At 62.8% G+C, this 25825-nt stretch carries 25 protein-coding genes; 8 read left to right on the top strand and 17 right to left on the bottom strand.

Translation table 11 applies throughout. From position 1 onward, the window contains the following. Window positions 1-9 precede the first annotated feature (9 nt). The 9 genes from HX821_RS03465 to HX821_RS03425 all read right to left on the bottom strand — a co-directional run bounded on the left by HX821_RS03465 (window position 10) and on the right by HX821_RS03425 (window position 6749). Window positions 10-333, bottom strand: a complete 324-nt coding sequence (locus tag HX821_RS03465; RefSeq protein ID WP_003213776.1) for a DUF3392 domain-containing protein — start codon at window positions 331-333, stop codon at window positions 10-12. Window positions 334-352: 19 nt separating this feature from the next. Continuing rightward, complete coding sequence (gene hemW, locus HX821_RS03460; protein WP_256344257.1) at window positions 353-1555, bottom strand: radical SAM family heme chaperone HemW; 1203 nt, start codon at window positions 1553-1555, stop codon at window positions 353-355. Next, on the bottom strand, window positions 1552-2148 hold the full coding sequence (gene rdgB / locus HX821_RS03455; RefSeq protein WP_008434161.1) for an RdgB/HAM1 family non-canonical purine NTP pyrophosphatase: 597 nt from the start codon (window positions 2146-2148) through the stop codon (window positions 1552-1554). The genes hemW and rdgB overlap by 4 nt, the downstream gene beginning before the upstream one ends. Then, window positions 2145-2579, bottom strand: coding sequence for a DUF4426 domain-containing protein (locus HX821_RS03450; RefSeq protein ID WP_003213770.1), 435 nt, complete (start codon window positions 2577-2579; stop codon window positions 2145-2147). Before HX821_RS03450 ends, rdgB begins: the two co-directional genes overlap by 4 nt. A 21-nt stretch (window positions 2580-2600) precedes the next feature. After that, on the bottom strand, window positions 2601-3221 hold the full coding sequence (gene metW, locus HX821_RS03445) for a methionine biosynthesis protein MetW (RefSeq protein WP_003213768.1): 621 nt from the start codon (window positions 3219-3221) through the stop codon (window positions 2601-2603). 7 nt (window positions 3222-3228) lie between these two features. Then, window positions 3229-4368 (bottom strand): homoserine O-acetyltransferase, encoded by a 1140-nt coding sequence (locus tag HX821_RS03440; protein WP_177035298.1) that lies wholly within the window; start codon window positions 4366-4368, stop codon window positions 3229-3231. Between the two features lie 230 nt (window positions 4369-4598). Then, window positions 4599-5186, bottom strand: a complete 588-nt coding sequence (locus HX821_RS03435; protein WP_177035297.1) for a YggT family protein — start codon at window positions 5184-5186, stop codon at window positions 4599-4601. Between the two features lie 24 nt (window positions 5187-5210). Then, entirely contained in the window at window positions 5211-6029 is an 819-nt protein-coding gene (proC, locus tag HX821_RS03430; protein WP_177035296.1) for a pyrroline-5-carboxylate reductase, read from the bottom strand. Between the two features lie 33 nt (window positions 6030-6062). Then, complete coding sequence (locus tag HX821_RS03425; protein WP_134327465.1) at window positions 6063-6749, bottom strand: YggS family pyridoxal phosphate-dependent enzyme; 687 nt, start codon at window positions 6747-6749, stop codon at window positions 6063-6065. A 57-nt stretch (window positions 6750-6806) separates the two neighbouring features. On the opposite strand from HX821_RS03425, the gene HX821_RS03420 reads away from it, so the two are divergent. Further along, a complete protein-coding gene (locus HX821_RS03420; RefSeq protein WP_134327464.1) occupies window positions 6807-7841 on the top strand; it encodes a type IV pilus twitching motility protein PilT in 1035 nt (344 codons plus the stop codon). 125 nt (window positions 7842-7966) lie between these two features. Here HX821_RS03420 and HX821_RS03415 read toward each other — a convergent pair whose 3' ends face one another. Then, a complete protein-coding gene (locus tag HX821_RS03415) occupies window positions 7967-8602 on the bottom strand; it encodes a C40 family peptidase (RefSeq protein ID WP_023659314.1) in 636 nt (211 codons plus the stop codon). Between the two features lie 250 nt (window positions 8603-8852). Between HX821_RS03415 and HX821_RS03410 the strand changes: the two genes are divergently transcribed. Continuing rightward, complete coding sequence (locus tag HX821_RS03410) at window positions 8853-9281, top strand: TM2 domain-containing protein (RefSeq protein ID WP_003213752.1); 429 nt, start codon at window positions 8853-8855, stop codon at window positions 9279-9281. 134 nt (window positions 9282-9415) lie between these two features. On the opposite strand, the gene HX821_RS03405 is transcribed toward HX821_RS03410, so the two are convergent. The 7 genes from HX821_RS03405 to gshB all read right to left on the bottom strand — a co-directional run bounded on the left by HX821_RS03405 (window position 9416) and on the right by gshB (window position 15296). Next, window positions 9416-10687: a dihydroorotase gene (locus HX821_RS03405; protein WP_177035295.1), complete on the bottom strand. Its 1272-nt coding sequence runs from the start codon at window positions 10685-10687 to the stop codon at window positions 9416-9418. Beyond that, window positions 10684-11688 carry an aspartate carbamoyltransferase catalytic subunit gene (locus tag HX821_RS03400; protein WP_003213748.1) on the bottom strand — a complete coding sequence of 335 codons (1005 nt, stop codon included), beginning with the start codon at window positions 11686-11688 and terminating at the stop codon, window positions 10684-10686. Before HX821_RS03400 ends, HX821_RS03405 begins: the two co-directional genes overlap by 4 nt. A gap of 24 nt (window positions 11689-11712) precedes the next feature. Then, window positions 11713-12219, bottom strand: coding sequence for a bifunctional pyr operon transcriptional regulator/uracil phosphoribosyltransferase PyrR (pyrR, locus tag HX821_RS03395; protein ID WP_003213746.1), 507 nt, complete (start codon window positions 12217-12219; stop codon window positions 11713-11715). A 72-nt stretch (window positions 12220-12291) separates the two neighbouring features. After that, the gene (gene ruvX / locus HX821_RS03390) at window positions 12292-12729 is read right to left on the bottom strand and encodes a Holliday junction resolvase RuvX (protein ID WP_003213744.1); all 438 of its coding nucleotides are present in this window, start codon (window positions 12727-12729) and stop codon (window positions 12292-12294) included. Further along, window positions 12729-13298, bottom strand: a complete 570-nt coding sequence (locus tag HX821_RS03385) for a YqgE/AlgH family protein (RefSeq protein ID WP_003213742.1) — start codon at window positions 13296-13298, stop codon at window positions 12729-12731. The genes ruvX and HX821_RS03385 overlap by 1 nt, the downstream gene beginning before the upstream one ends. Window positions 13299-13365: 67 nt before the next feature. Further along, a complete protein-coding gene (locus tag HX821_RS03380; RefSeq protein ID WP_003213740.1) occupies window positions 13366-14265 on the bottom strand; it encodes an energy transducer TonB in 900 nt (299 codons plus the stop codon). Between the two features lie 77 nt (window positions 14266-14342). Further along, complete coding sequence (gshB, locus tag HX821_RS03375) at window positions 14343-15296, bottom strand: glutathione synthase (protein WP_003213738.1); 954 nt, start codon at window positions 15294-15296, stop codon at window positions 14343-14345. A 239-nt stretch (window positions 15297-15535) separates the two neighbouring features. On the opposite strand from gshB, the gene pilG reads away from it, so the two are divergent. From pilG to HX821_RS03345, 6 genes are all read left to right on the top strand, one after another. Next, a complete protein-coding gene (pilG, locus tag HX821_RS03370; protein ID WP_003213736.1) occupies window positions 15536-15943 on the top strand; it encodes a twitching motility response regulator PilG in 408 nt (135 codons plus the stop codon). Between the two features lie 47 nt (window positions 15944-15990). Then, window positions 15991-16356: a twitching motility response regulator PilH gene (pilH, locus tag HX821_RS03365; protein ID WP_003213734.1), complete on the top strand. Its 366-nt coding sequence runs from the start codon at window positions 15991-15993 to the stop codon at window positions 16354-16356. Window positions 16357-16368: 12 nt separating this feature from the next. Further along, a complete protein-coding gene (locus tag HX821_RS03360) occupies window positions 16369-16893 on the top strand; it encodes a chemotaxis protein CheW (RefSeq protein WP_003213731.1) in 525 nt (174 codons plus the stop codon). Beyond that, window positions 16890-18941 carry a methyl-accepting chemotaxis protein gene (locus tag HX821_RS03355; protein WP_177035294.1) on the top strand — a complete coding sequence of 684 codons (2052 nt, stop codon included), beginning with the start codon at window positions 16890-16892 and terminating at the stop codon, window positions 18939-18941. Before HX821_RS03360 ends, HX821_RS03355 begins: the two co-directional genes overlap by 4 nt. A gap of 198 nt (window positions 18942-19139) precedes the next feature. Further along, the gene (locus HX821_RS03350) at window positions 19140-24980 is read left to right on the top strand and encodes an Hpt domain-containing protein (protein WP_177035293.1); all 5841 of its coding nucleotides are present in this window, start codon (window positions 19140-19142) and stop codon (window positions 24978-24980) included. Continuing rightward, on the top strand, window positions 24973-25428 hold the full coding sequence (locus HX821_RS03345; RefSeq protein ID WP_003213725.1) for a chemotaxis protein CheW: 456 nt from the start codon (window positions 24973-24975) through the stop codon (window positions 25426-25428). The genes HX821_RS03350 and HX821_RS03345 overlap by 8 nt, the downstream gene beginning before the upstream one ends. Window positions 25429-25825: the final 397 nt, after the last annotated feature.

Genomic DNA, 25825 nt, shown 5'->3' with positions numbered 1-25825 from the left:
GGGCTTGAGTCAGCGGCGATCCGCCACCACCCCAATCAACACCAGCACCACCAACAACACCGGCGCCAGGCTGTAGTTGTTGAACTGGCTCAACCCGCGAACAATCCACGGCGTGGCATAGATCAGCGCAGCGCCGCTGCCGATCATGCACACCAGCGCCATCAGCGGCACGCGCAGCGCACCCGCGATGCTGCCCAGCCGTGCTTCGACCCAGCCCTTGATGTCGGCGCCAAACAGCACCAGCAGGCAACCTACCAACGCCAGGGAGATTTCCGACAGGTTGCTACGGCTCCAGCGGGATACGGTGGCGAGCAGGTCGAGTACCAGATCCATTTGATTTCCTTAAGAGCAATCAGCTCAAAAACTTCTGCAGCAGGTCATTGAGAAAGAGTTGCCCGCGGTCGGTGGCCGCCAGGCGTGACGGTTCGACCTGCATTAAGCCACTTTGTTCTGCCTCACGACGGGCCTCATCGAGACTCGCCAGCTCAAGGCCGGTGCGCTCGGCATAAAGCCTGGCTTCGACGCCGTCGGTGAGGCGCAGGGCGTTCATCAGGAACTCGAACGGTAACTCTTCGTTGGTCAGTTCTTTCGCGCCGGCCTGATAGTTTTTCGCCGGGTTGAGGTAGTCCTTCGGCGCCCGGGTTTTCCAGGTGCGCACGATGCGCCCGTCCGGATGGCTGAGCTTGCCGTGGGCGCCGGCACCGATGCCGATAAAGTCGCCAAAGCTCCAGTAATTCAGGTTATGCCGCGCCGGCCGGCCCGGTTGGGCGTAGGCCGAGACTTCGTACTGGGCGTAACCGTGTTCGGCGAGCAACGCCTGGCCGGCTTCCTGGATGTCCCACAGGGTGTCGTCTTCCGGCAGCACGGGCGGCTGGTTCCAGAACACGGTGTTGGGTTCCAGGGTCAGTTGATACCAGGACAGATGCGTGGGCTTGAGGGCAATGGCCTGGCGCAGGTCGCCCAGGGCGTCCTCCAGGGACTGATCGGGCAAACCGTGCATCAAGTCCAGGTTGAAGTTGTCGAACCCGGCCTGGCGCGCCATGCCGGCGGCACGCACGGCTTCGTCACCGTTGTGGATGCGGCCCAGGGCTTCGAGTTTTTCCTGCTGGAAACTCTGGATGCCAATCGACAGCCGATTGATCCCCAGCTTGCGGTACGCCACGAACTTCTCTTGCTCGAAGGTACCGGGGTTGGCTTCCAGGGTGATCTCGATATCGCCGGCAAACGGGATGCGCGCTTCCACGCTCTTGAGCAACCGGCCCAGGGCAGCGGCGCTGAACAGGCTTGGGGTGCCGCCGCCGAAAAAGATCGAACTCAGCTCACGGCCGTACACCGCGTGCAGGTCCTGATCGAGGTCGGCCAGCAACGCGTCGACGTACTCTTCCTCCGGCAGCACCTTGCTGGCGGTGTGGGAGTTGAAGTCGCAATAGGGGCATTTGCGCACGCACCACGGGATGTGGATATACAGCGCCAGGGGCGGCAGGTGAGGCAGGGCCGCCCGAGGTGTTTGCGCGCCACCGAGAATCAGTGGCTGCGCGGAGGTGTTCTGAGTCATTTCAGGCCCAGGCGCTGGCGCAGCAAATCCATTGCGCGGGCGCGGTGGCTGATCTGGTTCTTGTCGGCCGGGCTCAATTCGGCGCTGGAGACATTGCGCTCCGGCACCCAGAACAACGGGTCATAACCGAAACCGTGCTCGCCGCTGGCCGCATGCAGGATGCGCCCGTGCCACAAGCCTTCGCAGAGGATCGGCAATGGATCATCGGCGTGACGCACCAGGGCCAGCACGCAGACGAACTGCGCGCCGCGCATCGCGTCGGGCACGTCCTTGAGGGCGTCCAGCAGCTTGGCGTTGTTGGCCGCATCGCCTTTACCGTCGGCGTAACGTGCCGAGTAGATGCCAGGCGCGCCGCCCAGGAAGTCCACGGCCAGGCCCGAATCGTCAGCCAGTGCCGGCAGGCCGGAAATACGCGCGGCGTTGCGGGCCTTGAGGATGGCGTTCTCGACAAACGACAGGCCGGTCTCTTCCGGCTCTACCTGGCTGAACTCGCCAATCGAGCGCAGTTGCACCGAGTCGCCGAGCATGGCCTGGAGTTCTTTGAGCTTGCCGGCGTTATGGCTGGCCAGTACGAGTTGAGTAAGGTTCATCATTGCGCCGGAAACAGTTCCTGGTTGAAACTGAAACCGTGGGCTTTGCCACCGGTTTCAACGTTGATGGTGAAAATCTTGGTTTCCTGCTGCGGCACCGGGTACTGGGCGACGTAAAGCGTAGAACCTTTCTGGGTGATTTTCTTGAACGTCAGCATCTCGCTCTTGCCGCCCAGATCCTTGATTGTGCCGGTAACGGTGGCGTCTATCGATTCGACGCCCTTGTTTACGAACACATTGATCATGCCCAGCTCTTTGCTGCGTACGATCCCGGCTTCCTGAGCCATTTCCGGCGTCAGGAAGCTGGTGGTCAGGGTGTTGTAGTGCACCGTGATATCGCCGAATTCTTTCTGACGATTACCATCGATAACATCCGCCGCCATAGCGCTGACGCTCAGGCACGCGGTGAGTAGAAAAACAGCCAGGCGACTCATGATCGTCCTCCTTGAAAATGGTTAGACGGCAATCTGGTGGTCCGTCAGGCCCGGGCTGCTGACCCGGTAGATCCCGATCTCACCCAGCAGGTTGGGCCATAGCTTACTCGCCCAGCCGTGACGATGCTGTTGATCGACGGCAAGGCGGTTGATGACTTTGGCTTCGCGCTCGCCGCACAGCGCTTCGAAGTCTTCAAAGGTGCAGAAGTGGATGTTGGGCGTGTTGTACCAGGTGTACGGCAGGAAGTCCGACACCGGCATGCGGCCCTTGGTGGCCAGGTACCAGCGGCAGCGCCAGTGGCCGAAATTGGGGAAAGTAATGATGCACTGGCGGCCGACGCGCAACATTTCGTCGAGGATCCGGTCCGGGTAGTGCACGGCTTGCAGGGCCTGGGTCATGACCACGATGTCGAAGCTGTTGCTGGCAAAGTTGCCGAGGCCCTTGTCCAGGTCCTGCTCGATCACGTTGATGCCCTTGGCCACGCACTGGGCGATGTTGTCCGGGTCGTTTTCCAGGCCATAGCCGGTGACTTGCTTGTTGTCGCGCAGCCAGCTCAGCAGTTCGCCATCGCCGCAACCCAGGTCGAGCACGCGGCTGCCGGCGGGGATCCAGTCTTGGATGATTTCCAGGTCGGCTCTCATGGCGTTCTCACAGTGCTATTCGGTTCATGTAATTGCTAAAAGCCTGCAAGTAACGCGGGATCGGGATCAGGAAGGCGTCGTGGCCTTGCGGTGCGTCGATCTCCAGGTAGCAGACGTCTTTCTTGGCGGCCATCAGCGCATCCACCAATTCCCGCGAGCGGGCCGGGGAGAAGCGCCAGTCGGTGGTGAACGACATCACGCAGAACTTGGCGGTGGCCGCCTCGAAGGTGCGCGCCAGGTCATCGTCGAAATTCGCCGCCGGGTCGAAGTAGTCCAGGGCCTTGGTCATCAGCAGGTAGGTGTTGGCGTCGAAACGCCCGGAAAACTCCTCGCCCTGATAACGCAGGTAGCTCTCGACCTGGAATTCGACGCTGTGGAAGTCGTAGTTGAGCTTCTCGCTCTTGAGGCCACGGCCGAATTTCTCGCCCATGGAGTCATCCGACAGGTAGGTGATGTGCCCGACCATGCGCGCGAGCATCAGCCCGCGCTTGGGGATCACGCCCGCTTCCTGGAACGAACCGCCGTGGAACTCGGGGTCGGTCAGGATCGCCTGGCGCGCCACTTCGTTGAAGGCGATGTTCTGCGCCGACAGCTTGGGGGCCGAGGCGATGGCCAGGCAATGGCGCACGCGGTCCGGGTAGGTGATGGTCCATTGCAGGGCCTGCATGCCGCCCAGGCTGCCGCCGATCACGGCGGCCCATTGGGCGATGCCCAGTACGTCGGCCAGGCGCGCCTGGCTGTGCACCCAGTCTTCCACGGTCAGCACCGGGAAATCGGCGCCAAACGGCTTGCCGGTTTCCGGGTTGAGGCTGCTGGGGCCGGTGGAGCCGTTGCAGCCGCCGAGGTTGTTCAGGCTGACCACGAAGAACTTGTTGGTGTCGATGGGCTTGCCGGGGCCGATGCAGCTGTCCCACCAGCCGGGCTTGCGCTCGTCCATGCTGTGGAAACCCGCAGCGTGGTGGTGGCCGGACAGGGCGTGGCAGATCAGCACGGCGTTGCTGGCCGTAGCGTTCAGTTGGCCGTAGGTTTCATAGATCAGGTCGTAGGCGGGCAGCGAACGGCCGCAGGCCAGGGCCAGCGGTTCGCTGAAGTGCGCCACTTTGGGCACGACCAGTCCAACAGAATCGGGGGGGAAGGCAGTTGGCATCGACCCTGCTCTCGTTTAAATGAGGCGTAAGTCTAAAGACCGCTGCACCCAGCGGCAAGCAAAGGCCTGCGGCTGGTGTTTTTAAGGCTTTTTGTGGCGAGGAAGCTTGCTCCCGCTGGAGCGCGAAGCGGTCCCGGGCCGGTTGCCGCGATTTCGCAGATGCAACGCGGTCGGCCGTTTTGGGGCTGCTGCGCAGCCCAGCGGGAGCAAGCTCCCTCGCCACATTGTCGTCAGATCAGACCGAACAGTTCTTTGGGCATGAATGCATAGAACGCCAAACGTGGAATCACCCAGCTTTGCAGCAACTGGATCGCGATAAACGCGAAGATCGGCGAGATGTCCAGGCCACCCAGGTTAGGTACCAGGCGACGGAACGGTGCCAGCACCGGCTCAGTGATCTGTGCCATCAGTTCGGCACCCGGGCTGCGGCTGCCCGGAGCGACCCAGGACAGGATCACGCTGATGATCATCGACCAGAAAATGATCTTCAGGAACAGCGAGAAGATCCCGATCAAGGCCCACGGCAGCAACAGCAGCGTGGTGGCCTGATAGCCATTGAGCAGCAGGATGACCGCGAACAGCAGGATCTGCAGCAGCAGCGCCAATACCAGCGACGACATGTCCAGGCCGAACAGGCTCGGGATCACCCGGCGCAGAGGCTTGAGCAGCGGCTGCGTGGCTTTTACCACGAACTGGCACAGCGGGTTGTAGAAGTTCGCCCGCACCAGTTGCAGGATAAAACGCATCAGCACGATCAGCAGGTACAGGCTGCCCAGGGTCTGGATGATGAAAATGGCAGCGTCATTGATTCCGAGCATGTTTGATTCCTATGTGGGGGACGACTATTTGCCCAGCTGCTCGGCCATTTCGGCCGAACGATGTGCTGCGGCACCCAGTGCTTTTTCCACCAGGGCTTCAAAGCCCCCGGCCTGGAACGATTCGATTGCCGCCTGGGTCGTGCCGCCGGGCGAGGTCACGCGACGGCGCAGTTCGGCGGCGTCGACATCACTGGACACGGCCATCTGCGCGGCACCCAGTGCGGTTTGCTCGGCCAGTTGCTCGGCGACTTCCTGCGGCAGGCCGAGTTTCACGCCAGCGGCGGTCATGGCCTCGATCAGCAGGAAGAAATACGCCGGGCCACTGCCGGAGACGGCGGTGACGGCGTCCAGTTGCTGCTCTTGTTCCAGCCACACGGCGAGACCTACGGCGGACAGCAGCTCTTGTGCCTGGTCGCGCTGTTGGGCAGTGACTTCGGATGTGGCGTACAAGCCGCTCACGCCCTTGCGCAGCAGCGCCGGGGTGTTGGGCATGCAACGCACAATCGGCTGGGCGCCGAGCCAGTGGGTCATGCTGGCGCAAGTGATGCCGGCGGCGATGGACACCACCAGTTGATGGGGCTTGAGGCTTGGGCGCAGGCTTTCGCACACGGCTTTCATGGCTTGTGGCTTGACCGCCAGCACTACCACGTCCACGCCTTCAATCGCTTCTGCGTTGTCGGCGAAGGTGTCGATGCCGTGCTCGGCGCTGACGCGGGCGCGGGTGTCGGCGCCCGGGTCGCTGGCGCGAATCTGTTGTGCTTCCAGGCCCTTGGCCCGCAGGCCGCCGATCAGGCTGGCCGCCATGTTGCCGGCGCCGATAAAGGCAATACGCGTGTTGCTCATGACAGGTCCTTACTCAGATGGAAGTCAGCCATTTCAAGGCTGGCCATAGTCGCGGGCACCAAACAGGGCGGTACCGATCCGCACCCAGGTGGCCCCTTGGGCGATGGCCGACTCAAGGTCATGGCTCATGCCCATGGAAAGTGTGTCGAGCCCCAGGTCGAGGCTCGCTTGCAGGTCGCGCACGGTGGCGAAGGCTGCGTCTTGCTCTGCACGGTCGTCGGTCGGCTCGGGAATCGCCATCAGGCCGCGCAGCTTCAGGCGCGGCAGGGCGCTGATGGCTTCGGCCAGGGCGGGCAGGTCGGCGGGTGTACAGCCGGACTTGCTGGCTTCGCCACTGACGTTGACCTGGATGCAGATATTCAGCGGCGGCAGGTCAGACGGGCGTTGTTCGGACAAGCGTTGTGCGATTTTCAGGCGGTCCACGGAATGCACCCAGGCGAAATTCTCGGCGATCGCACGAGTCTTGTTCGATTGAATGGGGCCGATGAAGTGCCAACTCAAGGGCAGGTCGGTTAATTCGGCCTGTTTGCCCAGGGCTTCCTGCAGATAGTTCTCGCCAAAGTCACGCATCCCGGCGGCATAGGCTTCGCGCACGGCCTGTGCGGGTTTGGTCTTGCTCACGGCCAGCAGGTGCACGCTGCCTGCGTCGCGCTGCGCGGCCTCGGCGGCTGCCCGGATCCGCTCGGAAACCAGGCCGATGTTGTCTGCTATGGTCGACATTCAAGTTGCGCCCGTGGATATGGAGTCCGCGGCATTCTACTGGAAATGGAAAGCCCTATGGATATCACTGAACTGCTGGCCGCCGGCGTACGCCTGCGGGCCTCCGACCTGCATCTGTCGGCGGGGTTGGCGCCGATGCTGCGAGTGGATGGCGAGGTCTGGCCACTCGATTGGCCTGTACTTGCGCCGGTGCAAGTGGCGGCGTTGCTCAGCCCTTTGCTGAACAATCACCAGCAAAAGGATTTCGAAACATCTCTTGAAACGGATTTTGCCTTCGAGTTGCCCGAGGTGGCGCGGTTTCGGGTGAACGTGTTCCAGCAGCACCGGGGCATGGGCGCGGTGTTTCGTACCATCCCCTCAACGGTGCAGAGCCTGGAACACCTGGGGTTGGGCGAGGTGTTCCGGCGCATCGCAGACCTGCCACGGGGGCTGGTGCTGGTCACCGGGCCGACCGGTTCCGGCAAGTCCACGACCCTGGCGGCGATGATCGATTACCTCAACACCCATCGCCGTCAGCACATCCTCACCCTTGAAGACCCTATCGAATTTATCCATCAGCCGAAAAGCGCCCTGATCAACCAGCGGCAGGTGCATCGCGACACCCACAGCTTCTCGGCCGCCCTGCGTTCGGCATTGCGGGAGGACCCGGATGTGATCCTGGTTGGCGAATTGCGGGACCTGGAAACCATTCGGCTCGCGCTGACGGCGGCGGAAACCGGGCATCTGGTGTTCGGCACGCTGCACACCACGTCGGCGGCTAAAACCGTGGACCGGGTGGTGGATGTGTTTCCGGCGGGGGAAAAGGCCATGGTCCGCTCGATGCTCTCGGAGTCATTGCAGGCGGTGGTCTCTCAGGTGCTGGTGAAGAAGGTCGGCGGCGGGCGGGTGGCGGCTCACGAAATCATGCTCGGCACACCGGCGATTCGTAATTTGATCCGCGAGGACAAGGTGGCGCAGATGTATTCGGCGATTCAGACCGGCGGGGCGTTGGGGATGACGACGCTGGACATGAGTTTGAAGGCGTTGGTCAGCCAGGGGCTGATCAGCCGGGAACATGCCCGGGAGAAGGCGAGGGTGCCTGGGGATATTTAAGGTCGCGTGGGCGATGAAAAACTAATGTGGGAGCGGGCTTGCTCGCGAATGCGGTGTATCAGTCAAGCATGTATCGACTGACACTCCGCATTCGCGAGCAAGCCCGCTCTCACATCAGCCTGATATCAGCGCTGCACAATCCGCAGGTTGTTCTGCTCTTTAGGCAGGACACGCTTGGCAATCACGTAGTTCTTGTCCCAGAACGGCTTCTTCAGCGTATCGATGCTCACGGACTTGCCACGACGCGGTGCGTGGATGAAACGGTCGTTGCCCAGGTAGATGGCAACGTGGTTCACCTGGCGGCTCTTCAGTTTGAAGAACAGCAGGTCACCCGGTTTCAAATCCTTGCGCTCAACCTTCAGCCCGTGGCCGGCGGCCATGGCGTTGGAAGTGCGCGGCAAATCCACGGCTTTTACGTCGTTAAACGCATATTTCACCAAACCACTGCAGTCGAACCCTTTACTTGGGCTGCTGCCGCCCCAACGATAAGGAGTACCGAGCACGTTGACGGCACGGCTGAGGACGTTGCTGCTTTGCTTGGTGTTGACGGCCATCAGCCCTGGCGCCGCATTACCGTGGGCCTTGCTCAGTTGAGTCGGGCGCTTCACGGTCAGCTTTACCGATTTGGCGGAGCTGGTGGTGGCGTGAACTTTAGGGGTGAAACCGTTAACGTTGGGAAGTCGTTGCTCACGATTGGTGGCGTGGGCGGCCAGTGGCATTAATAGGCAAATGGTTAGCCATGTCTTGAAAAATGGTCGCATTAGGCGTGGCTCTTTTTGGTTTGCGCGCAACTTTATAACAGCTTTTTGTGTCGTGCTAAGGCCGTTTGTCGACTGAACCCTGGGGTCAAATTCAGGAAAACCGTGACGAATTGCCGCGATTGTCCTACACAAGTCAGGCGGTATAAGGCTTTGAGGGAAGCGAAGATACCATTTGCCGCATGTCGGGCGCCCGTAAAAAAGTCACAAAGAAACCAGAAATATTTATCTATCGAGGCTAAAGAGGTACTCCATGAACACCTATCGACAGGATGTTTCGCAACAAGACACCCACAGCAAGGTGATCGGCTACCTGCTTTGGATTTTCGGTTTTACCGGTGCTCACCGCTTTTATTACGGCAAGCCGGTGACCGGGACGATCTGGTTTTTCACCTTCGGTTTGTTCGGGATTGGCTGGTTGATCGACTTGTTCCTGATTCCGGCAATGGACCGCGAAGCGGACCTGCGATTTACCGCCGGGCCGATCGAGTACAACGTGGCCTGGATTCTGTTGGCGTTCCTGGGGGTGTTCGGTTTGCACCGCATGTATCAGGGCAAATGGATCAGCGGGATCATTTACCTGCTGACCGGGGGCTTGTTCCTGATCGGGGTGCTGTATGACTTCTGGACGCTGAATACGCAGATTTCGATCCGCAATGCCGAGCGCAACGGCGGCCGATAAGATTTGTGAAGATCCAAATGTGGGAGCGGGCTTGCTCGCGAATGCGATGTGTCAGTCGACATCTCTATTGACTGACCCACCGCTTTCGCGAGCAAGCCCGCTCCCACATTTACTGTGCCCACTCCGGATTGGATTCAAGCCTGGTAGCTGATCCGCCCATCCACCAGCGTGTACCGCACAGTCGCCGGCAGGCTATGGCCGATGAATGGGCAGTTTTCACCCTTGGACAGCCAGTGTTCCCCGGCAATCGTGGAGCTGGCCGGATCAAACAGCACCAGGTCCGCCGCCGAGCCCACCGCCAGCTTGCCCGCCGGCAGGCGCAGCGCCTCGGCAGGGCCCGCACTGAGACGCGCCAGCAGGGTCGGCAGGTCCAGCAAACCATCTTCCACCAACGTCATTGCCAGCGGCAGCAACAGCTCGACGCTGCTGATGCCTGGCTCCGTCGCGCCGAACGGCGCCAGCTTGGCATCCCGCTCGTGGGGCTGGTGATGGCTGGAGATCGCCGAAACCACCCCGGACTTCACCGCCGCCCGCAAACCGTCACGGTCAGCGCGGGTACGCAGTGGCGGCTGCACGTGATACAGGCTGGAGAAGTCGATCAGCGCCTCATCCGTCAGAATCAGCTGATACAGCGCCACATCCGCCGTCACCGGCAATCCGCGGGCTTGGGCCTGAGCGATCAGGGCCACGCCGCGAGCGCTGGTCAGCTGGCTGAAGTGCGCGCGTACGCCGCTTTGTTCCACCAGCAGCAGGTCGCGGGCCAGGGCCACGGTCTCGGCGGTTTCCGGGATGCCCGGCAGGCCGAGGAAGCTCGCGGTGGCGCCTTCGTGGGCCAGGCCGCCTTCGGCCAGGTCACGGTCCTGGGAGTGGAAAATCACGGTCAGGTCGAAAGTCGCCGCATATTCCAGCGCACGGCACAGGGTGCGGGTGCTGCGAAAGCTCTCCAGGCCGTTGCCGAAGGCCACGCAGCCTGCGTCGCGCAGGGCGATCAGCTCGGCCAGTTGTTCGCCGTCCAGGCCTTTGCTCAGGGCGCCGATGGGGAACACTTTGCAGTTGCCGGCTTCGCGGGCGCGGTCGAGGATCAGTTCGGTCACCGCCGAGGTGTCCAGCACCGGTTTGGTGTGGGGCGGGCAGCACAGGCTGGTCACGCCACCGGCAGCGGCGGCGCGGGTTTCGCTGGTGATGTTGCCCTTGCGGCTGTAGCCCGGCTCACGCAGGGCGACGTTCAGGTCAACCAGGCCAGGCGCGGCGATCAGGCCTTTGGCGTCGATAGTTTCGCTGGCGCTGAAGCTTGCGGGTGCGGCGCCGATGGCAATGATCTTGCCGGCTTCCAGGTGCAGATCGGTGACTTGATCCAGCCCGCTGGCCGGATCGATGACTCGGGCGCCGAGAATGCTGAGCTTCACTGGGCGTTCTCCTGCTCGAATTGACGTTGCGCGGTTTGCCCGCTCATGGCCATGGACAACACCGCCATGCGGATGGCGATGCCGTACGTGACCTGGTTGAGAATCACCGACTGCGCGCCATCGGCCACCGCCGACTCAATCTCCACGCCACGGTTGATTGGCCCCGGGTGCATCACGATGGCGTCCGGCTTGGCGCCGGCCAGGCGTGCGGTGGTCAGGCCGAACAGGCGATAGAACTCGCCTTCGCTCGGCAGCAGGCCGCCCGCCATACGCTCGCGCTGCAGGCGCAGCATGATCACCACGTCCACATCCTTCAGGCCTTCGGCCATGTCGGTGTAGACCTTCACGCCGTACTGCTCGATACCGATCGGCAGCAGGGTCTTGGGGGCGATCACGCGGATGTCCGGGCAACCCAGGGTTTTCAGGGCCAGCATGTTCGAGCGTGCAACCCGCGAGTGCAGGATGTCGCCGACAATGGCCACCGAGAGGTTTTCAAAGCTGCCCTTGTGCCGCCGGATGGTCAGCATGTCGAGCATGCCCTGGGTCGGGTGGGCGTGACGGCCGTCGCCGCCGTTGATGATCGCCACATTCGGGCACACGTGCTCGGCGATGAAGTGCGCAGCACCGGAATCGCCGTGGCGCACCACGAACATGTCGGCGGCCATGGCTTCCAGGTTGCGCAGGGTGTCGAGCAGGGTTTCGCCCTTGCTCGCCGACGAGGTGGACACGTTCAGGGTGATCACGTCAGCCGACAGGCGTTGGGCCGCCAGTTCAAAGGTGGTGCGGGTGCGGGTCGAGTTCTCGAAGAACACGTTGCAGATGGTCTTGCCGCGCAGCAACGGGACTTTCTTCACCGCCCGGCCGCCGACTTCGAGAAACGAGTCGGCCGTGTCGAGGATTTCGGTGAGCAGTTCGCGGGGCAAGCCGTCGAGGGACAGGAAGTGTTGCAGCTGGCCCTGAGCATTGAGCTGCAGCGGGCGCTTGGCATCTAGAGGCGTCATCGCGGGGACTCTTTACAAGGCGGTTTAAAGGGCAAGGTCTTGCAGTTCGAGTTCGAGCGGCGTGGGACCGGACAATTTTACCCGCTGGTGGGCTTCCAGGGACAGGGTGGCGCCGACCACGTCCGGGCTGATCGGCAATTCTCCGGCGTCCAGGTCCAGCAGGCAGACCAGGGTCACGCTGGCCGGGCGGCCGTAGTCGAACAGTTCGTTCATCGCGGCGCGGATGGTGCGACCGCTCATCAGCACGTCATCGATCAGCACCAGGTGCTGGCCTTCGATCTCGAAGGGCAGGGCCGAGGGGCGCACTTGCGGGTGCAGGCCGTTCTGGCTGAAGTCGTCACGGTAGAAAGACACGTCCAGGGTGCCCAGGGGCGAGTCGCTGCCCAGTTCTTCCAGCAGCGCCTGGGCCACCCAGACGCCGCCGGTGCGGATGCCGATAAAGCGTGGCTCGCTGATGGCACGGTGTTCCAGGTGCGCCTTGAGGCGGATCGCCATCTGGCTGATCAGGTCGGCGGGATTGGGCAGGCTCATGGGTGCTCCTTCTAGGCCTCGCGCAGGCAAGGTCCGGGCTCAAACGTAAGAAGACGCGGCAAGCCGCGTCAGTCAGGATTCAAATAAAGCGGTGTTTTCATCCAGCCAGCCCTGCAACAGCAGGGCCGCGGCGATGGCATCCACCGGGTTGTCGCGGTAACTGCCTTTCTGCCCGCCACGGTCACGGCGCTCGCCCTTGGCTTCGAACGTGGTCAGGCGTTCGTCGTGGGTATAGAAGGGCAGGTTGTAGCGGCCGTTCAGGCGGCGGGCGAACTTTTCGGCCCGCAGGCACATCTCGCTCGGGGTGCCGTCCATGTTCAGCGGCAGGCCGACCACCACGGCGTCGGGCTTCCACTCCTTGATCAGGGCTTCGACCTGGTTCCAGTCCGGCACGCCGTTCTGGGCCTTCAGGGTGCACAGCTCGCGGGCCTGGCCGGTAATCACCTGGCCGACGGCGACGCCGATCTGTTTGGTGCCGTAGTCGAAACCGAGGATCAGACGCAAGGCCATCAGGCGTGCCCCGCCTGGCTGGTCAGCAGGCTGAGGTTGATCCGCAGCTTGGCGGCGGCCGCTTCCAGGCGCAGTTCGCTGGGGGTGTTGAACAGGATGTCGGCATCGAACGGGCAGGTCAGCCAGGCATTGCTCGCCAGCTCCGCCTCCAGTTGCCCGGCTTCCCAGCCGGCGTAGCCGAGGGTGATCACACTTTGATCAGGCCCCACGCCGTCGGCAATCGCGAACAGGACGTCCTGGGACGTGGACAGGGACAACCCTTCAAGGTCCACGGTCGCCTGGAATTTCGGCCCGGTGGGGTGCAGCACAAAACCCCGGTCCGTCTGCACCGGCCCGCCGATGTAGATCGGTACGTGCTGGCAGCTGGCGGGTGGGTCGATGTCCGGGCGCAGTTGCTCGAGGATATCGGCCAGGTTCAGGTCTTGCGGGCGGTTGACCACCAACCCCATCGCACCATTGGCGGTGTGCTCGACGATGTAGGTCAAGGTCTGCGCAAAGTTCGGGTCGGCCATATGGGGCATGGCGATCAGGAATTGGTGCTTGAGGTAGGTCGGGCTGACATTTTTCATGTCCGCTAGTGTGGCGTTGGAGGGGCGAACTGACAAGCTGAGGATGCGCAGGAAATCACCGCCAGCATCAATTGCTCGACAGCCGATCACCCTTGGCAAAGCGCCAGGTGCGAATGATTTCCAGGCGGTCGATGTCGTTCAGGTCCCCGGTAAACGGCGCAAAAGGCGCCGCCAGGCGCACGATGCGTTGCGCTGCCTGGTCCAGCAGCGGTTGGCCGGAGGACTCCAGCACCTGCACCTCGTACAAGGTGCCGTCGCGGTTGATCGACACCAGCAGTCGCAAATTGCCGTAGATCTGCTGGCGACGGGCTTCGTCCGGGTAGTTCAGGTTGCCGATGCGCTCGACCTTCTTGCGCCACTCATCCTTATACCAGGCGCCTTTGTCGCGCATGGTGGAGGCGGCGTTGAGGCGGTAGATCCGCGGGCGCTTGGCGTACAGCTGTTGTTCGTGGGCCAGTTCGGCTTCCAGGCTGGAGATCTCACTGGAGAGTTGCGAGCTGTCAAAAGTCGGGGCCGGCGGGGCAGGCGTGGGTTCGGTCTTGGCCTTTTCGCGCTGGGTCGGGGCTTTTTGCGGCTTAGGCGCCACGGTGGTGACCGCCGCCTTGGGTGCGGCCTGTTTCACCTCCGGCTTGGGCGCCGGCGGTGGCGTGACCTTATTGACCTTGTTGTCCTGGAATGGCGCGACTTCAGTGGTCTTGGGCACGGCCTTCTTGTCGAGGGTGCCGCTGCCTTGCTGATTGTCCTGGGCGAGAAAGTCGGCCTTTTCGGGCTTCTTTTCGCTTTTGAACGTGGCGAGGGTGATTTCCAGGGTCTTGGTGATCTGCTTGGGTTCGGCAAAGGTGAAACCCAGGCCGAGGATCAGCGCCAGGTGAATCAACGCCGCCAGAAACAGGGTAAATCCGAGCCGATCAGCCGGGCGCACGCCGCTGTGGGAGAGTTCGGGGGGCAGATCGGACGGGAGCGTCATGACAAGAAAACCAACATCGCGCGTTTCACAGGTGGCGCATGATAACGCAATGTTGGTTTGTGTCCGGCTGTTCTATGTCACTTGGCTTGTAGCTTGGCGGCAATCGCAGCCATCAGCATTTCGCCGATGTTCGTGCCAAATGCGTTGTCGATCTCGCGAATACAGGTCGGGCTGGTGACGTTGATTTCGGTGAGGTTCTCGCCGATTACGTCCAGTCCTACGAACAGCAGGCCTTTTTCGCGCAGGGTCGGGCCGACTTGGGCTGCAATCCAGCGATCCTTGTCCGTCAGCGGGCGGGCTTCACCCCGGCCACCGGCGGCCAGGTTGCCGCGGGTCTCGCCGGCGGCCGGAATGCGCGCCAGGCAGTAAGGCACCGGCTCGCCGTCGATCATCAGGATGCGCTTGTCGCCGTCCTTGATCGCCGGAATGTAGGCCTGGCCCATGATCTGCTGGGTGCCCAGCGCAGTCAGGGTCTCCAGGATCACCGACAGGTTCGGGTCGCCGGCGCGGTGGCGGAAGATCGAGGTACCGCCCATGCCGTCCAGCGGCTTGAGGATCACATCGCCGTGCTTGGCGGCGAATTCGCGCAGCACATCGGCGCGGCGGCTGACCACGGTCGGCGGCGTGCACTGCGGGAACAGCGTGGCGAACAGCTTTTCATTGCAGTCGCGCAGACTCTGGGGCTTGTTGACGATCAGCACGCCCGCGCGCTCGGCCTGCTCCAGCAGGTAGGTGGAGTAGACGAACTCCATGTCGAACGGCGGATCCTTGCGCATCAGGATCACGTCGAGGTCGCTCAGGGGGCTGTCGATTTCGTCTTGCAGCTCGAACCACTTCTCGGGGTTGGCAAACACCTGCAGGGGACGCATCCGCGCCCGCGCTTCACCGTCGCCCTGGTAAAGGTCCGGCTGCTCCATATAGAACAGGCTCCAGCCGCGGGCCTGGGCGGCCAGCAGCATGGCCAGCGAGCTGTCCTTTTTATAGGAAATGCTGGCGATAGGGTCCATGACAATGCCGACGCGAACGCTCATGGGGGATTTCCTCTAGCAAATAAGGGCGCATAAAAGTGGCGTCAGAGTGGCGCTGCGGCTGTTGTGGGTCAAGGAAAAACCACCACGCGGGTCGGCCGATAGATTGCGTTCTGAGACTGTGCTAAAAAGGCTGCCATGGCACATCAGCCCTTGAATTCCGAGGCTTTTGGCGCTCGTCCTGTGCAACATCAGGCAGTACACACCGAAAACCTATTCGCTGTGGCGATGGTAGAGCAGATATGGAACAGCATTCCAACGCCTTGAAAGTGATGGTGATCGACGATTCGAAAACGATTCGCCGCACGGCCGAAACACTGTTGAAGAACGTAGGGTGCGACGTCATCACGGCCATCGACGGTTTCGATGCCCTGGCCAAGATTGTTGACCATCATCCGCACATTATCTTTGTCGACATCATGATGCCGCGCCTGGATGGCTATCAGACCTGCGCGCTGGTGAAGAACAACCCGGCGTTCAAGTCGATCCCGGTAATCATGCTGTCCTCCAAGGATGGTCTGTTCGACAAGGCCAAGGGGCGCATCGTCGGATCTGATCAGTTTTTGACCAAGCCTTTCAGCAAGGAAGAACTGCTGAGCGCGATCAAGGCCTATGTACCGGGCTTCGCCGCAGTAGAACAAGCACACTGACGGGGGCCCCACGAGGGCTTGCGTCTACTAGATAAGTGGGGAAAACCATGGCACGTGTTCTGATCGTCGACGATTCGCCGACTGAAATGTACAAACTGACCGAAATGCTCGAAAAGCACGGTCACACCGTCCTCAAGGCCCAGAACGGCGGCGATGGCGTTGCGCTGGCCCGTCAGGAAAAGCCGGATGCGGTGCTGATGGATATCGTGATGCCGGGCCTCAATGGCTTCCAGGCCACTCGTCAGTTGACCAAGGATGCCGAGACCAGCCACATCCCGGTGATCATCATCACCACCAAGGATCAGGAAACCGACAAGATCTGGGGCGAGCGCCAGGGCGCCAAGGATTACCTGACCAAGCCCGTGGACGAAGAAACCCTGATCGCCACCCTGAACAAGGTGCTGGCCGGCTGACGGCACGTTCCCATGACCGAGTCGCAAACCGCCTTCGAGCTGCTGCTGGACATCGACCGCCGCTGCCGCTTGCTGGCTGCCGACCTGCCGTCCCAGGAAACCCGGCTGCTCAGCTGGAGCGGGATCGGGTTTCGCCTGGGCGAACACTGGTACGTGGCGCCCATGGGCGAGGTGGCGGAAGTGCTGCACGAACCGCGCTGTACCTTGATGCCCGGGGTCAAGCCGTGGATCAAGGGCGTGGCCAACCTGCGCGGGCGCTTGCTGCCGGTGATGGACCTGGGCGGTTTCCTCGGCCTTGAGCTGTCGGTGGCGCGCAAACAACGGCGGGTGCTGGTGGTGGAATATCAGGACGTGTTTGTCGGCCTGTTGGTGGACGAGGTGGTGGGCATGCAGCATTTCGCACAAGACGCGTTGTCGACGAGCACCGCAGGCGGCGCGCCGTTTATCCAGGGCCAGTTCGACGGCGACCAGCTGTGGCAGGTCTTCAGCCCCTTCGCCCTGGCCCAGGCTCCAGGTTTCATGGATGTCGCCGCATGAGTACCGTCACCCCGGTCAAACCCCAGGAAGCCTCCCGCAGCCGCTCGCAGATCATCGTGCTGTTTATCGCGCTGATCGTGTTCATCATGCTGCTGTTCGCCAACTTCGCGTACCTCAACACCCAGTCCACCTACGACAAACAGTACATCGGCCACGCCGGTGAGCTGCGGGTGCTGTCCCAGCGCATCGCCAAGAACGCCACCGAGGCTGCCGCCGGCAAGGCGGCGGCGTTCAAGCTGCTGGGGGATGCGCGCAACGATTTTGCCCAGCGCTGGGGTTACCTGAAAAAAGGCGACCCGGCCACCGGCCTGCCCGCTGCACCCACCGCCGTGCGTGCAGAAATGCGCGCCGTGCAGACCGACTGGGAAGCGCTGCTGAAAAACGCCGATGCGATTCTGGCCAGCGAGCAAACGGTGCTGTCGCTGCATCAAGTGGCCGCGACCCTGGCGGAAACCGTTCCGCAGTTGCAGATGGAGTCGGAAAAGGTTGTCGATATTCTGCTGCAACGCGGCGCACCGGCCAGCCAGGTAGCGTTGGCCCAGCGCCAGTCATTGCTGGCCGAACGCATCCTGGGGGCGGTAAACACCGTGCTGGCGGGGGACGAGACTGCCGTGCAGGCCGCCGATGCCTTTGGCCGCGATGCCAGCCGTTTCGGCGTGGTGCTCAGCGGCATGCTCAACGGCAATCCCGGGCTGCGCATCACCCAGGTTGAAGACCACGACGCCCGCGCCCGGTTGGCGGAGATTTCCGAGCTGTTCGAATTCGTCTCGGGCTCCGTGGACGAAATCCTCGAAACCTCGCCGCAGCTGTTCCAGGTGCGCGCCTCGGCGAGCAATATCTTCAACCTGTCGCAAACCCTGCTGGACGAAGCCTCGCACCTGGCCACCGGCTTTGAAAACCTGGCGGACGGGCGCACTTTCGACACCATCGGCGGCTACGTGCTGGGCTTGCTGGCGCTGGCCTCGATCATCCTGATCGGCCTGGTGATGGTTCGCGAGACCAACCGCCAGTTGCGGGAAACCGCCGAGAAGAACGAGCGCAACCAGAACGCGATCATGCGCCTGCTGGATGAGATTGAAGACTTGGCCGACGGCGACCTGACCGTCACCGCCTCGGTCACCGAAGACTTCACCGGCACCATTGCCGACTCCATCAACTATTCCGTGGACCAACTGCGCGACCTGGTGGCCACCATCAACCTCACTGCCGGCCAGGTGGCTGGTGCGGTGCAGGACACCCAGGCCACCGCCATGCACCTGGCCCAAGCGTCGGAGCATCAGGCACAGCAGATTGCCGAAGCCTCCACGGCGATCAACCAGATGGCCAAGTCCATCGACCAGGTGTCGGCCAACGCCGCTGAATCGTCGGCAGTGGCCGAGCGTTCGGTAGAGATTGCCAACAAGGGCAACGAGGTGGTGCACAACACCATCCACGGCATGGACAACATTCGCGAACAGATCCAGGACACCGCCAAGCGCATCAAGCGCCTGGGGGAATCGTCCCAGGAAATTGGCGACATCGTCAGCCTGATCGATGACATCGCCGAGCAGACCAACATCCTCGCGCTCAACGCCGCGATCCAGGCGAGCATGGCCGGTGATGCCGGGCGTGGTTTTGCGGTAGTGGCCGATGAGGTACAGCGCCTGGCTGAGCGCTCTTCGGCGGCGACCCGACAGATCGAAACCCTGGTGCGAGCGATCCAGACGGATACCAACGAAGCCGTGATTTCCATGGAGCAGACCACCACCGAAGTGGTGCGCGGTGCGCGGCTGGCCCAGGACGCCGGGGTAGCGCTGGAAGAGATCGAAGGCGTGTCGAAAACCCTGGCGGCGCTGATCCAGAGTATCTCCAACGCGGCGCAGCAGCAGACGTCGTCGGCGGGGCAGATTTCCCTGACGATGAACGTGATCCAGCAGATCACCACTCAGACTTCGTCAGGCTCTACGGCCACTGCCGAGAGCATCGGCAACCTGGCAAAAATGGCCAGTCAGTTGCGGCGGTCGGTGTCGGGGTTCACCTTGCCGGCGGCGAAGCGGGTGGATGAGTGAAATGCACCCTCGAAAACACCGAAAAGCAAATGTGGGAGCGGGCTTGCTCGCGAATGCGGTGTGTCAGTCGCCGACGCTTTGTCTGACCCACCGCATTCGCGAGCAAGCCCGCTCCCACAGTTGATCTCCTTTGTTTTGAGATCGGTGTACGCATGACCCAGCACTACCAGCAACTCATGAATTCAGACGGGAGCGGTTATGGTTGATCGGCACGACTACGTGGCCCTCGAATGGGTCAAGGGCGAAATTGCCGAAACCCTGAAACAGGCCCGTTCGGCGCTGGACGCCTATGTTGAAGAAAGCAGCAGCGAGGCCATCGGCCAGTGCCTGGAATGCATCCATCAGGTGCATGGCAGCCTGTTGATGGTCGAGTTCTACGGCGCGGCCCTGTTCGCTGAAGAAATGGAACAACTGGCCCTCGCCCTGCAAGGCGCGCGCGTCAGCCAGCGCGACGAAGGCATTCGCCTGCTGCAACAGGGCCTTGGCCAACTGCCGCTGTACCTCGACCGCGTACACAGCGCCCGGCGCGACCTGCCCCTGGTGGTGCTGCCGCTGCTCAACGACCTGCGCAGCGTGCGCGGCGAAAGCCTGCTCTCGGAAACCAGCCTGTTCAGCCCGCAACTGCTGGTGATCCCGCCGCTGCCCGAAGACGCCCTGGCCCAGCGCACGCCAGAGGATTTCCCCGAACTGCTGCGCCAGTGGCGGCAGATGCTGCAACAGGCGCTGGTCGGTTTGCTGCGCGAAGACCACGGCCCCAGCAACCTGGAAGACATGGCGCGGGTCTTCGCCCGCCTCGAAGCCCTGTGCCATGGTGCGCCGCTGCTACCGTTGTGGCAGGTGACCTCGGCGCTGGTGGAAGGCATGCTCATTGGCGTGGTTGCCAACAGCCCGGCGTTGCGCAGTTTGCTCAAGGCCTGCGACAAGCAACTCAAGCGCCTGCTGATCCAGGGCATCAACGGCATCAACACCCCGGCCCCGGATGAGCTGCTCAAGAGCCTGTTGTTCTACGTCGCCAAAGTCACCCGACCGACTCCACGGATGCAAAGTTTGAAAGAACGATATGGCCTCGATGAAGCTTTGCCCGACAGCGCCGTGGTGGACGCCGAACGCGCCCGCCTGGCCGGCCCGGACCGCGACGCGATGGGCTCGGTGCTCGGCGCGTTGTGCGAGGAGCTGGTGCGGGTCAAGGAACGCCTGGACCTGTTCGTACGCAGCGACCGTCAGCACGCCTCGGACCTTGAGGCGTTGCTGGCGCCGCTGCGGCAGATCGCCGATACCCTCGCCGTATTGGGCTTCGGCCAGCCGCGCAAAGTGATCATCGACCAACTGGCGGTGGTACTCGGCCTGGCCCAGGGGCAGCGCGAACCCAACGATGCGGTATTGATGGACGTTGCCGGTGCGTTGCTCTACGTCGAGGCCACGCTGGCCGGGATGGTCGGCACTGTCGAGCCGGAACGCCGCGAAGAAAGCCGCCTGCCTACCACCGACCTGACGCAGATCCATCACCTCGTCATCCGCGAATCCTGCCAGTGCCTGACCCAGGCCAAAGAGTTGGTGATCGACTGCATCGAGGCTCACTGGGACCGCCAGCGCCTGGAGTCGCTGCCCGAGTTGCTGACCCAGGTGCGCGGCGCGCTGGCGATGATTCCGCTGCCCCGTGCGGCGAGCCTGATGCGTGGCTGCAATGACTACGTCAACGAGCAACTGATGGTCGGCGACGCCGCACCTTCCGAGGCGCAGCTTGAGCATTTTGCCGATGTGCTCACCAGCCTCGAGTACTACCTGGAACGCATGCTCCAGGACCACGACGCCCCGGGCGAACGGGTGCTGGAAGTCGCCGCTGAAGGCCTGGCCGCGCTGGGCTATTTGCCGGCCGAAAAACCCTGGCGCCAGGCACTGCTTGAGCAGGGTGATACGCCCACGGAGCAAACCCCGTTCCTCGCCGATGCGTTGGCCAGCCCCACCTCGCGCCTCAACCCGCCGGCACTCCAGCGTCCCGGCAGCCTGCTGCCGCCGCCCGCCGGTGAAGAAGCCATCGATGATGAACTGCGGGAAGTCTTCCTTGAAGAAACCGCCGAAGTTCTCGACGTGCTGCATCGCTATGTGCCTGCCGGCACCGCCAGCCTGGTAGACAAGGCCACCCTGAGCGAAATGCGCCGCGCCTTCCACACCTTGAAAGGCAGTGGCCGCATGGTGCGCGCCCTGGTGTTGGCGGAGCTGGCCTGGGCCGTGGAAAACCTGCTCAACCGCGTGCTGGAACGCAGCGTCGCGCCGGGCCCGGATGTGCAAGCAGTGCTGGATGACGTGTTGGAATTGCTGCCGGAGCTGATCACCGATTTTGCCGACAATGCCCAGCGCCAGCGCGATGACGTAGACGAACTGGCGGCGCGGGCGCACGCCCTGGCCAGCCGTGTCGAACCGTCGGCCACAGACCCGGCCGCCCTGGACCCGCAGTTGCTGGAAATCTTCCGCAACGAAGCCCAGAGCCACCTCGACAGCCTCAACCGCTTCCTGCAACAGGCCACCGAGCACCTGCCGCTGCAAGTCAGTGATGACCTGCAACGCGCACTGCACACCCTCAAAGGCAGCGCCTATATGGCCGGTGTGTTGCCCATCGCCGAACTGGCGCGCCCGCTGGATCACCTGACCCGCGAATACAAGGCCCACCGCCTGCCGCTGGACCTGGATGAAATCGAATTGCTGCTGGAGGCCGAAGCGTTGTTCCAGCGCGGCGTGCGCCAGCTGGACAGTGACCCTCACGCGGCCATCAATGGTGCAGCAGGGCTGATCGAGCGCACGCAAAACCTGCTGAACAGCCAGCTTGAAGCCTTGCTGAATGCGCCCAACACCGGCCTGCGGATCAAGCGCGACCCGCAGTTGATCGCCAACTTCCTGGCCCAGGGCATGGACATCCTGCTGGACGCCGAAAGCCTGCTGCGCCGCTGGCAGCAGCACCCCGGCGAACGCCAGGAACTGAGCGCGCTGCTGGACGAACTGACCACCCTCGGCGAAGGCGCGCACCTCGCCGACCTGCACCCGATGGACGAATTGTGCGAAGCCTTGCTCGACCTCTACGGCGCAGTGGAAGAAAGCAGCCTGGCGGTCAGCGAGCGCTTCTTCCACGAGGCCGAACAGGCCCACGAAGCCCTGATCAACATGCTCGACCAACTGGCCGCCGGCCAGGAAATCAGCGCGGCGCCGGCCCGGGTACGCGCCCTGCGCGAGCTGCTGGATGAAGGCCTCGACCCGTCCGCCACCGGCCTGATCAAGACCGATGGCAGCCGCGCGCTGAGCATCTCCGAGCTGGGCGCCGCTACGGCGAAGCTCGATCAGGGTTTTGCGGTGGATGACGAGATCGTCGAGATCTTCCTTGAGGAAGCGGTGGACATCCTCGACAGCGCCGGCCAGTCCTTGAAGCGTTGGCTGCTGGACCCGGATAACGCAGCGCCGCTGTCATCGTTGCAGCGGGATTTGCACACCCTCAAGGGTGGCGCGCGCATGGCTGAAATCGGCGCGGTGGGCGACCTGGCCCTTGAGCTGGAAAACCTTTACGAAGGTTTGGTGGACCGTCGCTACAGCTATTCCAGCGAGCTGGCCAATGTGTTGATGGCCAGTCATGAGCGGCTGGCGCTGTTGCTTGAGCAACTGCAACACCAGCAACCGTTGAGCGACTCCTCCGACCTGATCAGCCACTTGCGTGAGTTGCGCCAAGGCACCGGACAAGCGGCGCCCGTAGCGGCCGCCGAAGTCGAGACGCCGGGCAGTGATCCCGAGCTGCTGGATATCTTTCTCGAAGAGGCCGCCGACATCCTCGACAGCTCCGGCGCCGCGCTGTTGCGCTGGCAGGCCGAGCCGAAAAATCGCCAGGAAGTCGAGACACTGCTGCGCGACCTGCACACCCTCAAGGGCGGCGCTCGCATGGTCGAGATCGGCCCGATTGGCGACCTGGCCCATGAGCTGGAGTTTCTCTATGAGGGCTTGTCGGCAGGTTTGCTGGCGCCCTCGGCGGAGCTGTTCGCCTTGCTGCAAGGCTGCCACGACCGCCTGGCGCAGATGATCGATGCGGTGGCGGCGGGCATGCCGGTGGGCTCGGTGGACCTGCTGATCGAGCGCATCAAGAGCCTGGTGCGTCCGGCTGAAGTGACGGACGCACCGCTGGCGTTGACGGCAACCAAAACCGAGGCGGTGCCGGCCAGCGATCCGGCCGCCGACATGGTGAAGATCTCTGCCGACTTGCTGGATGACCTGGTCAACCTGGCGGGTGAAACTTCGATTTTCCGTGGGCGTATCGAGCAGCAGGTCAACGATGCGAGCGTTGCCCTCAACGAGGTGGAAACCACCATCGAGCGTATGCGCGATCAACTGCGCCGCCTCGACACCGAGACCCAGGGCCGCATCCTCAGCCGCCAGCAGGCCGAGGCCGAACGCCTGGGCTACGAAGAATTTGACCCGCTGGAAATGGACCGCCATTCCCAGTTGCAACAACTGTCCCGGGCCTTGTTCGAATCGGCTTCCGACCTGCTCGACCTCAAGGAAACCCTCGACCGCCGCAACCAGGATGCCCACAACCTGCTGCAGCAACAGGCGCGCATCAACACCGAGTTGCAGGAAGGCCTGATGCGCACGCGCATGGTGCCCTTCGAACGCATGCTGCCACGGCTTAAACGCATCGTGCGGCAGGTGGCGGGCGAGCTGGGCAAGGACGTGGAATTTATCGTCGGCAATGCCGAAGGCGAGATGGACCGCAACGTGCTGGAGCGCATGGTCGCGCCGCTGGAACACATGCTGCGCAACGCCGTCGACCACGGCCTGGAATCCCGCGATGCACGATTGCTGGCCGGTAAACCCGAGAAAGGCCGCATCACCCTGGACCTGACCCACGAAGGCGGCGACATCGTTTTCGACATGCGCGACGACGGCGCCGGCGTGCCGCTTGAAGCCGTGCGGCGCAAGGCGATCAAGCGTGGCTTGCTCGACCCCAACCTGGAAATCAGCGACCGCGACGTGTTGCAGTTCATCCTGCAACCGGGGTTTTCCACTGCCGAAAAAATCACCCAGATTTCCGGGCGTGGCGTGGGCATGGACGTGGTGCATGAAGAAGTGCGCCAGCTGGGCGGCTCGATGGTCATCGACTCGACGCCGGGAGAGGGCGTGCACTTTCGCATTCGCCTGCCGTTCACTGTGTCGGTCAACCGGGCGATGATGGTGCAGTGTGCCGACGATCAATACGCGATCCCGCTGAACACCATCGAAGGCCTGGTGCGGGTCATGCCCCATGAGCTGGAAGGGCACTATCAGCAGGACCCGCCGCGCTACGAATACGCCGGCCAACGCTACGAACTGTTCTACCTCGGCGACCTGCTGCACACCGTCGGCCGGCCGAACCTGCTGGGCCAGTACCAGCCGCTGCCGGTGCTGCTGGTGCAATGCAACGAACGGCGCGTGGCGGTGCAAGTGGACGCCATGGCCGGCACCCGGGAGATCGTGGTCAAGGGCCTGGGGCCGCAGTTTGCCGGGGTGAAGGGCGTGTCTGGCGCAACCATCCTTGGCGATGGCCGCGTGGTGCTGATCATCGACCTGATGGCGCATATCCGCGCCCGGCCACCGGCGTTGCCGGCCCAGGCGGCGGACGCTCCGTTGATCCTCAACGACCCGCTGAAAAAGCGCCCGCTGCTGGTGCTGGTGGTGGACGACTCGGTCACCGTGCGCAAAGTCACCAGCCGCCTGCTGGAGCGCAACGGCATGAACGTGCTCACCGCCAAGGACGGCATCGACGCCATGGCCGTGCTGGAAGAGCACACCCCGGACCTGATGCTGCTCGACATCGAAATGCCGCGCATGGACGGCTTCGAAGTGGCCATCCAGGTGCGCGACGACCCGCGGCTGATGCGCATGCCCATCATCATGATCACCTCCCGCACCGGGCAAAAACACCGTGATCGTGCGATGGCGATTGGCGTCAACGACTACCTCGGCAAGCCTTATCAAGAGTCGGTGCTGCTGGAAAGCATCGCTTACTGGAGCAAGTCCCGTGCTTGATCACCGCGCAACTCAACTCACCGGCTTGCTGCTGCCATTGGCCGACCGTCACCTGTTGTTGCCCAACGTCGCCGTGGCCGAGCTGATCGACTTCCAGCGCGGCGAACCGGCCAGTGATGCGCCGCCGTGGTATTTGCGGCAGGTTACCTGGCGGGATCGGCAGTTGCCGTTGATCAGCTTTGAGGCCGCGTGTGGCGAGTCGGGCGTGGTGGGAGAGCGGGCGCGGATTGTGGTGTTGAACACCCTCGGAGGACGGCCGACGTTGAAGTTTATTGCGTTGGTGATCCAGGGGATTCCGCGTTCGTACAAGCTCGATAGCCAGTTGAGTTATGTGGACGTGCCGTTGTGCCCGCTGGAGTTGGCGGCGGTGCAGGTGGGGGAGCATGTGGCCAGGGTGCCGGACTTGATGGGATTGGAGGCGTTGTTGGTCGAAGCCGGATTGGCCTGAGCTACACATGTTGATGATCGTTCCCACGCTCCGCGTGGGAATGAAGCCTCGGACGCTCTGCGTCCAACTGGCGATGCAAGGCTCAAGTCTTGCGCTGTGGTGACGCGGAGCGTCACGGGATGCATTCCCACGCAGAGCGTGGGAACGATCGCATCGGCGTGCGCTTTACAGTCGGATTTTTCCTGCAACCTCTCGCGCTGTGCATGAACTTGTTGTGCCCTGCGATCGCGCCTAGTCTTCGTCCGTCATCGCAAAAAACGGTGACACGGACGTGCAAGTCCGGTTACATGTCGGCGCACCAACGCCCATAGCCATTCAACGGGCGTTTTTTATGCCTGCTGTATTTCTTATGGCGGCTGTGCGTGGGAGATCCCTTGGGGTCTGCCGGGGTCCGATA

The sequence above is a fragment of the Pseudomonas sp. B6001 genome (assembly GCF_013386015.1).
Taxonomy (GTDB): domain Bacteria; phylum Pseudomonadota; class Gammaproteobacteria; order Pseudomonadales; family Pseudomonadaceae; genus Aquipseudomonas.
Note: the sequence above shows the minus strand (reverse complement) of the source record. Positions and strands in the feature narration are given on the sequence as shown.

What these genes read in the sequence shown, in the direction of transcription:
- HX821_RS03415 (WP_023659314.1), bottom strand. Translation starts at nt 8,602, where the DNA reads ATGCGACCATTTTTCAAGACATGGCTAACCATTTGCCTATTAATGCCA.
- HX821_RS03355 (WP_177035294.1), top strand. Translation starts at nt 16,890, where the DNA reads ATGAGTACCGTCACCCCGGTCAAACCCCAGGAAGCCTCCCGCAGCCGC.
- hemW (WP_256344257.1), bottom strand. Translation starts at nt 1,555, where the DNA reads ATGACTCAGAACACCTCCGCGCAGCCACTGATTCTCGGTGGCGCGCAA.
- HX821_RS03400 (WP_003213748.1), bottom strand. Translation starts at nt 11,688, where the DNA reads ATGACGCCTCTAGATGCCAAGCGCCCGCTGCAGCTCAATGCTCAGGGC.
- ruvX (WP_003213744.1), bottom strand. Translation starts at nt 12,729, where the DNA reads ATGGCCTTGCGTCTGATCCTCGGTTTCGACTACGGCACCAAACAGATC.
- metW (WP_003213768.1), bottom strand. Translation starts at nt 3,221, where the DNA reads ATGAGAGCCGACCTGGAAATCATCCAAGACTGGATCCCCGCCGGCAGC.
- rdgB (WP_008434161.1), bottom strand. Translation starts at nt 2,148, where the DNA reads ATGATGAACCTTACTCAACTCGTACTGGCCAGCCATAACGCCGGCAAG.
- HX821_RS03385 (WP_003213742.1), bottom strand. Translation starts at nt 13,298, where the DNA reads ATGAAAAATGTCAGCCCGACCTACCTCAAGCACCAATTCCTGATCGCC.
- HX821_RS03440 (WP_177035298.1), bottom strand. Translation starts at nt 4,368, where the DNA reads ATGCCAACTGCCTTCCCCCCCGATTCTGTTGGACTGGTCGTGCCCAAA.
- pyrR (WP_003213746.1), bottom strand. Translation starts at nt 12,219, where the DNA reads ATGAGCCTGCCCAATCCCGCCGACCTGATCAGCCAGATGGCGATCCGC.
- HX821_RS03410 (WP_003213752.1), top strand. Translation starts at nt 8,853, where the DNA reads ATGAACACCTATCGACAGGATGTTTCGCAACAAGACACCCACAGCAAG.
- HX821_RS03425 (WP_134327465.1), bottom strand. Translation starts at nt 6,749, where the DNA reads ATGTCGACCATAGCAGACAACATCGGCCTGGTTTCCGAGCGGATCCGG.
- HX821_RS03420 (WP_134327464.1), top strand. Translation starts at nt 6,807, where the DNA reads ATGGATATCACTGAACTGCTGGCCGCCGGCGTACGCCTGCGGGCCTCC.
- pilH (WP_003213734.1), top strand. Translation starts at nt 15,991, where the DNA reads ATGGCACGTGTTCTGATCGTCGACGATTCGCCGACTGAAATGTACAAA.
- HX821_RS03350 (WP_177035293.1), top strand. Translation starts at nt 19,140, where the DNA reads ATGGTTGATCGGCACGACTACGTGGCCCTCGAATGGGTCAAGGGCGAA.
- pilG (WP_003213736.1), top strand. Translation starts at nt 15,536, where the DNA reads ATGGAACAGCATTCCAACGCCTTGAAAGTGATGGTGATCGACGATTCG.
- HX821_RS03450 (WP_003213770.1), bottom strand. Translation starts at nt 2,579, where the DNA reads ATGAGTCGCCTGGCTGTTTTTCTACTCACCGCGTGCCTGAGCGTCAGC.
- HX821_RS03360 (WP_003213731.1), top strand. Translation starts at nt 16,369, where the DNA reads ATGACCGAGTCGCAAACCGCCTTCGAGCTGCTGCTGGACATCGACCGC.
- HX821_RS03465 (WP_003213776.1), bottom strand. Translation starts at nt 333, where the DNA reads ATGGATCTGGTACTCGACCTGCTCGCCACCGTATCCCGCTGGAGCCGT.
- HX821_RS03435 (WP_177035297.1), bottom strand. Translation starts at nt 5,186, where the DNA reads ATGCTCGGAATCAATGACGCTGCCATTTTCATCATCCAGACCCTGGGC.
- proC (WP_177035296.1), bottom strand. Translation starts at nt 6,029, where the DNA reads ATGAGCAACACGCGTATTGCCTTTATCGGCGCCGGCAACATGGCGGCC.
- HX821_RS03380 (WP_003213740.1), bottom strand. Translation starts at nt 14,265, where the DNA reads ATGACGCTCCCGTCCGATCTGCCCCCCGAACTCTCCCACAGCGGCGTG.
- gshB (WP_003213738.1), bottom strand. Translation starts at nt 15,296, where the DNA reads ATGAGCGTTCGCGTCGGCATTGTCATGGACCCTATCGCCAGCATTTCC.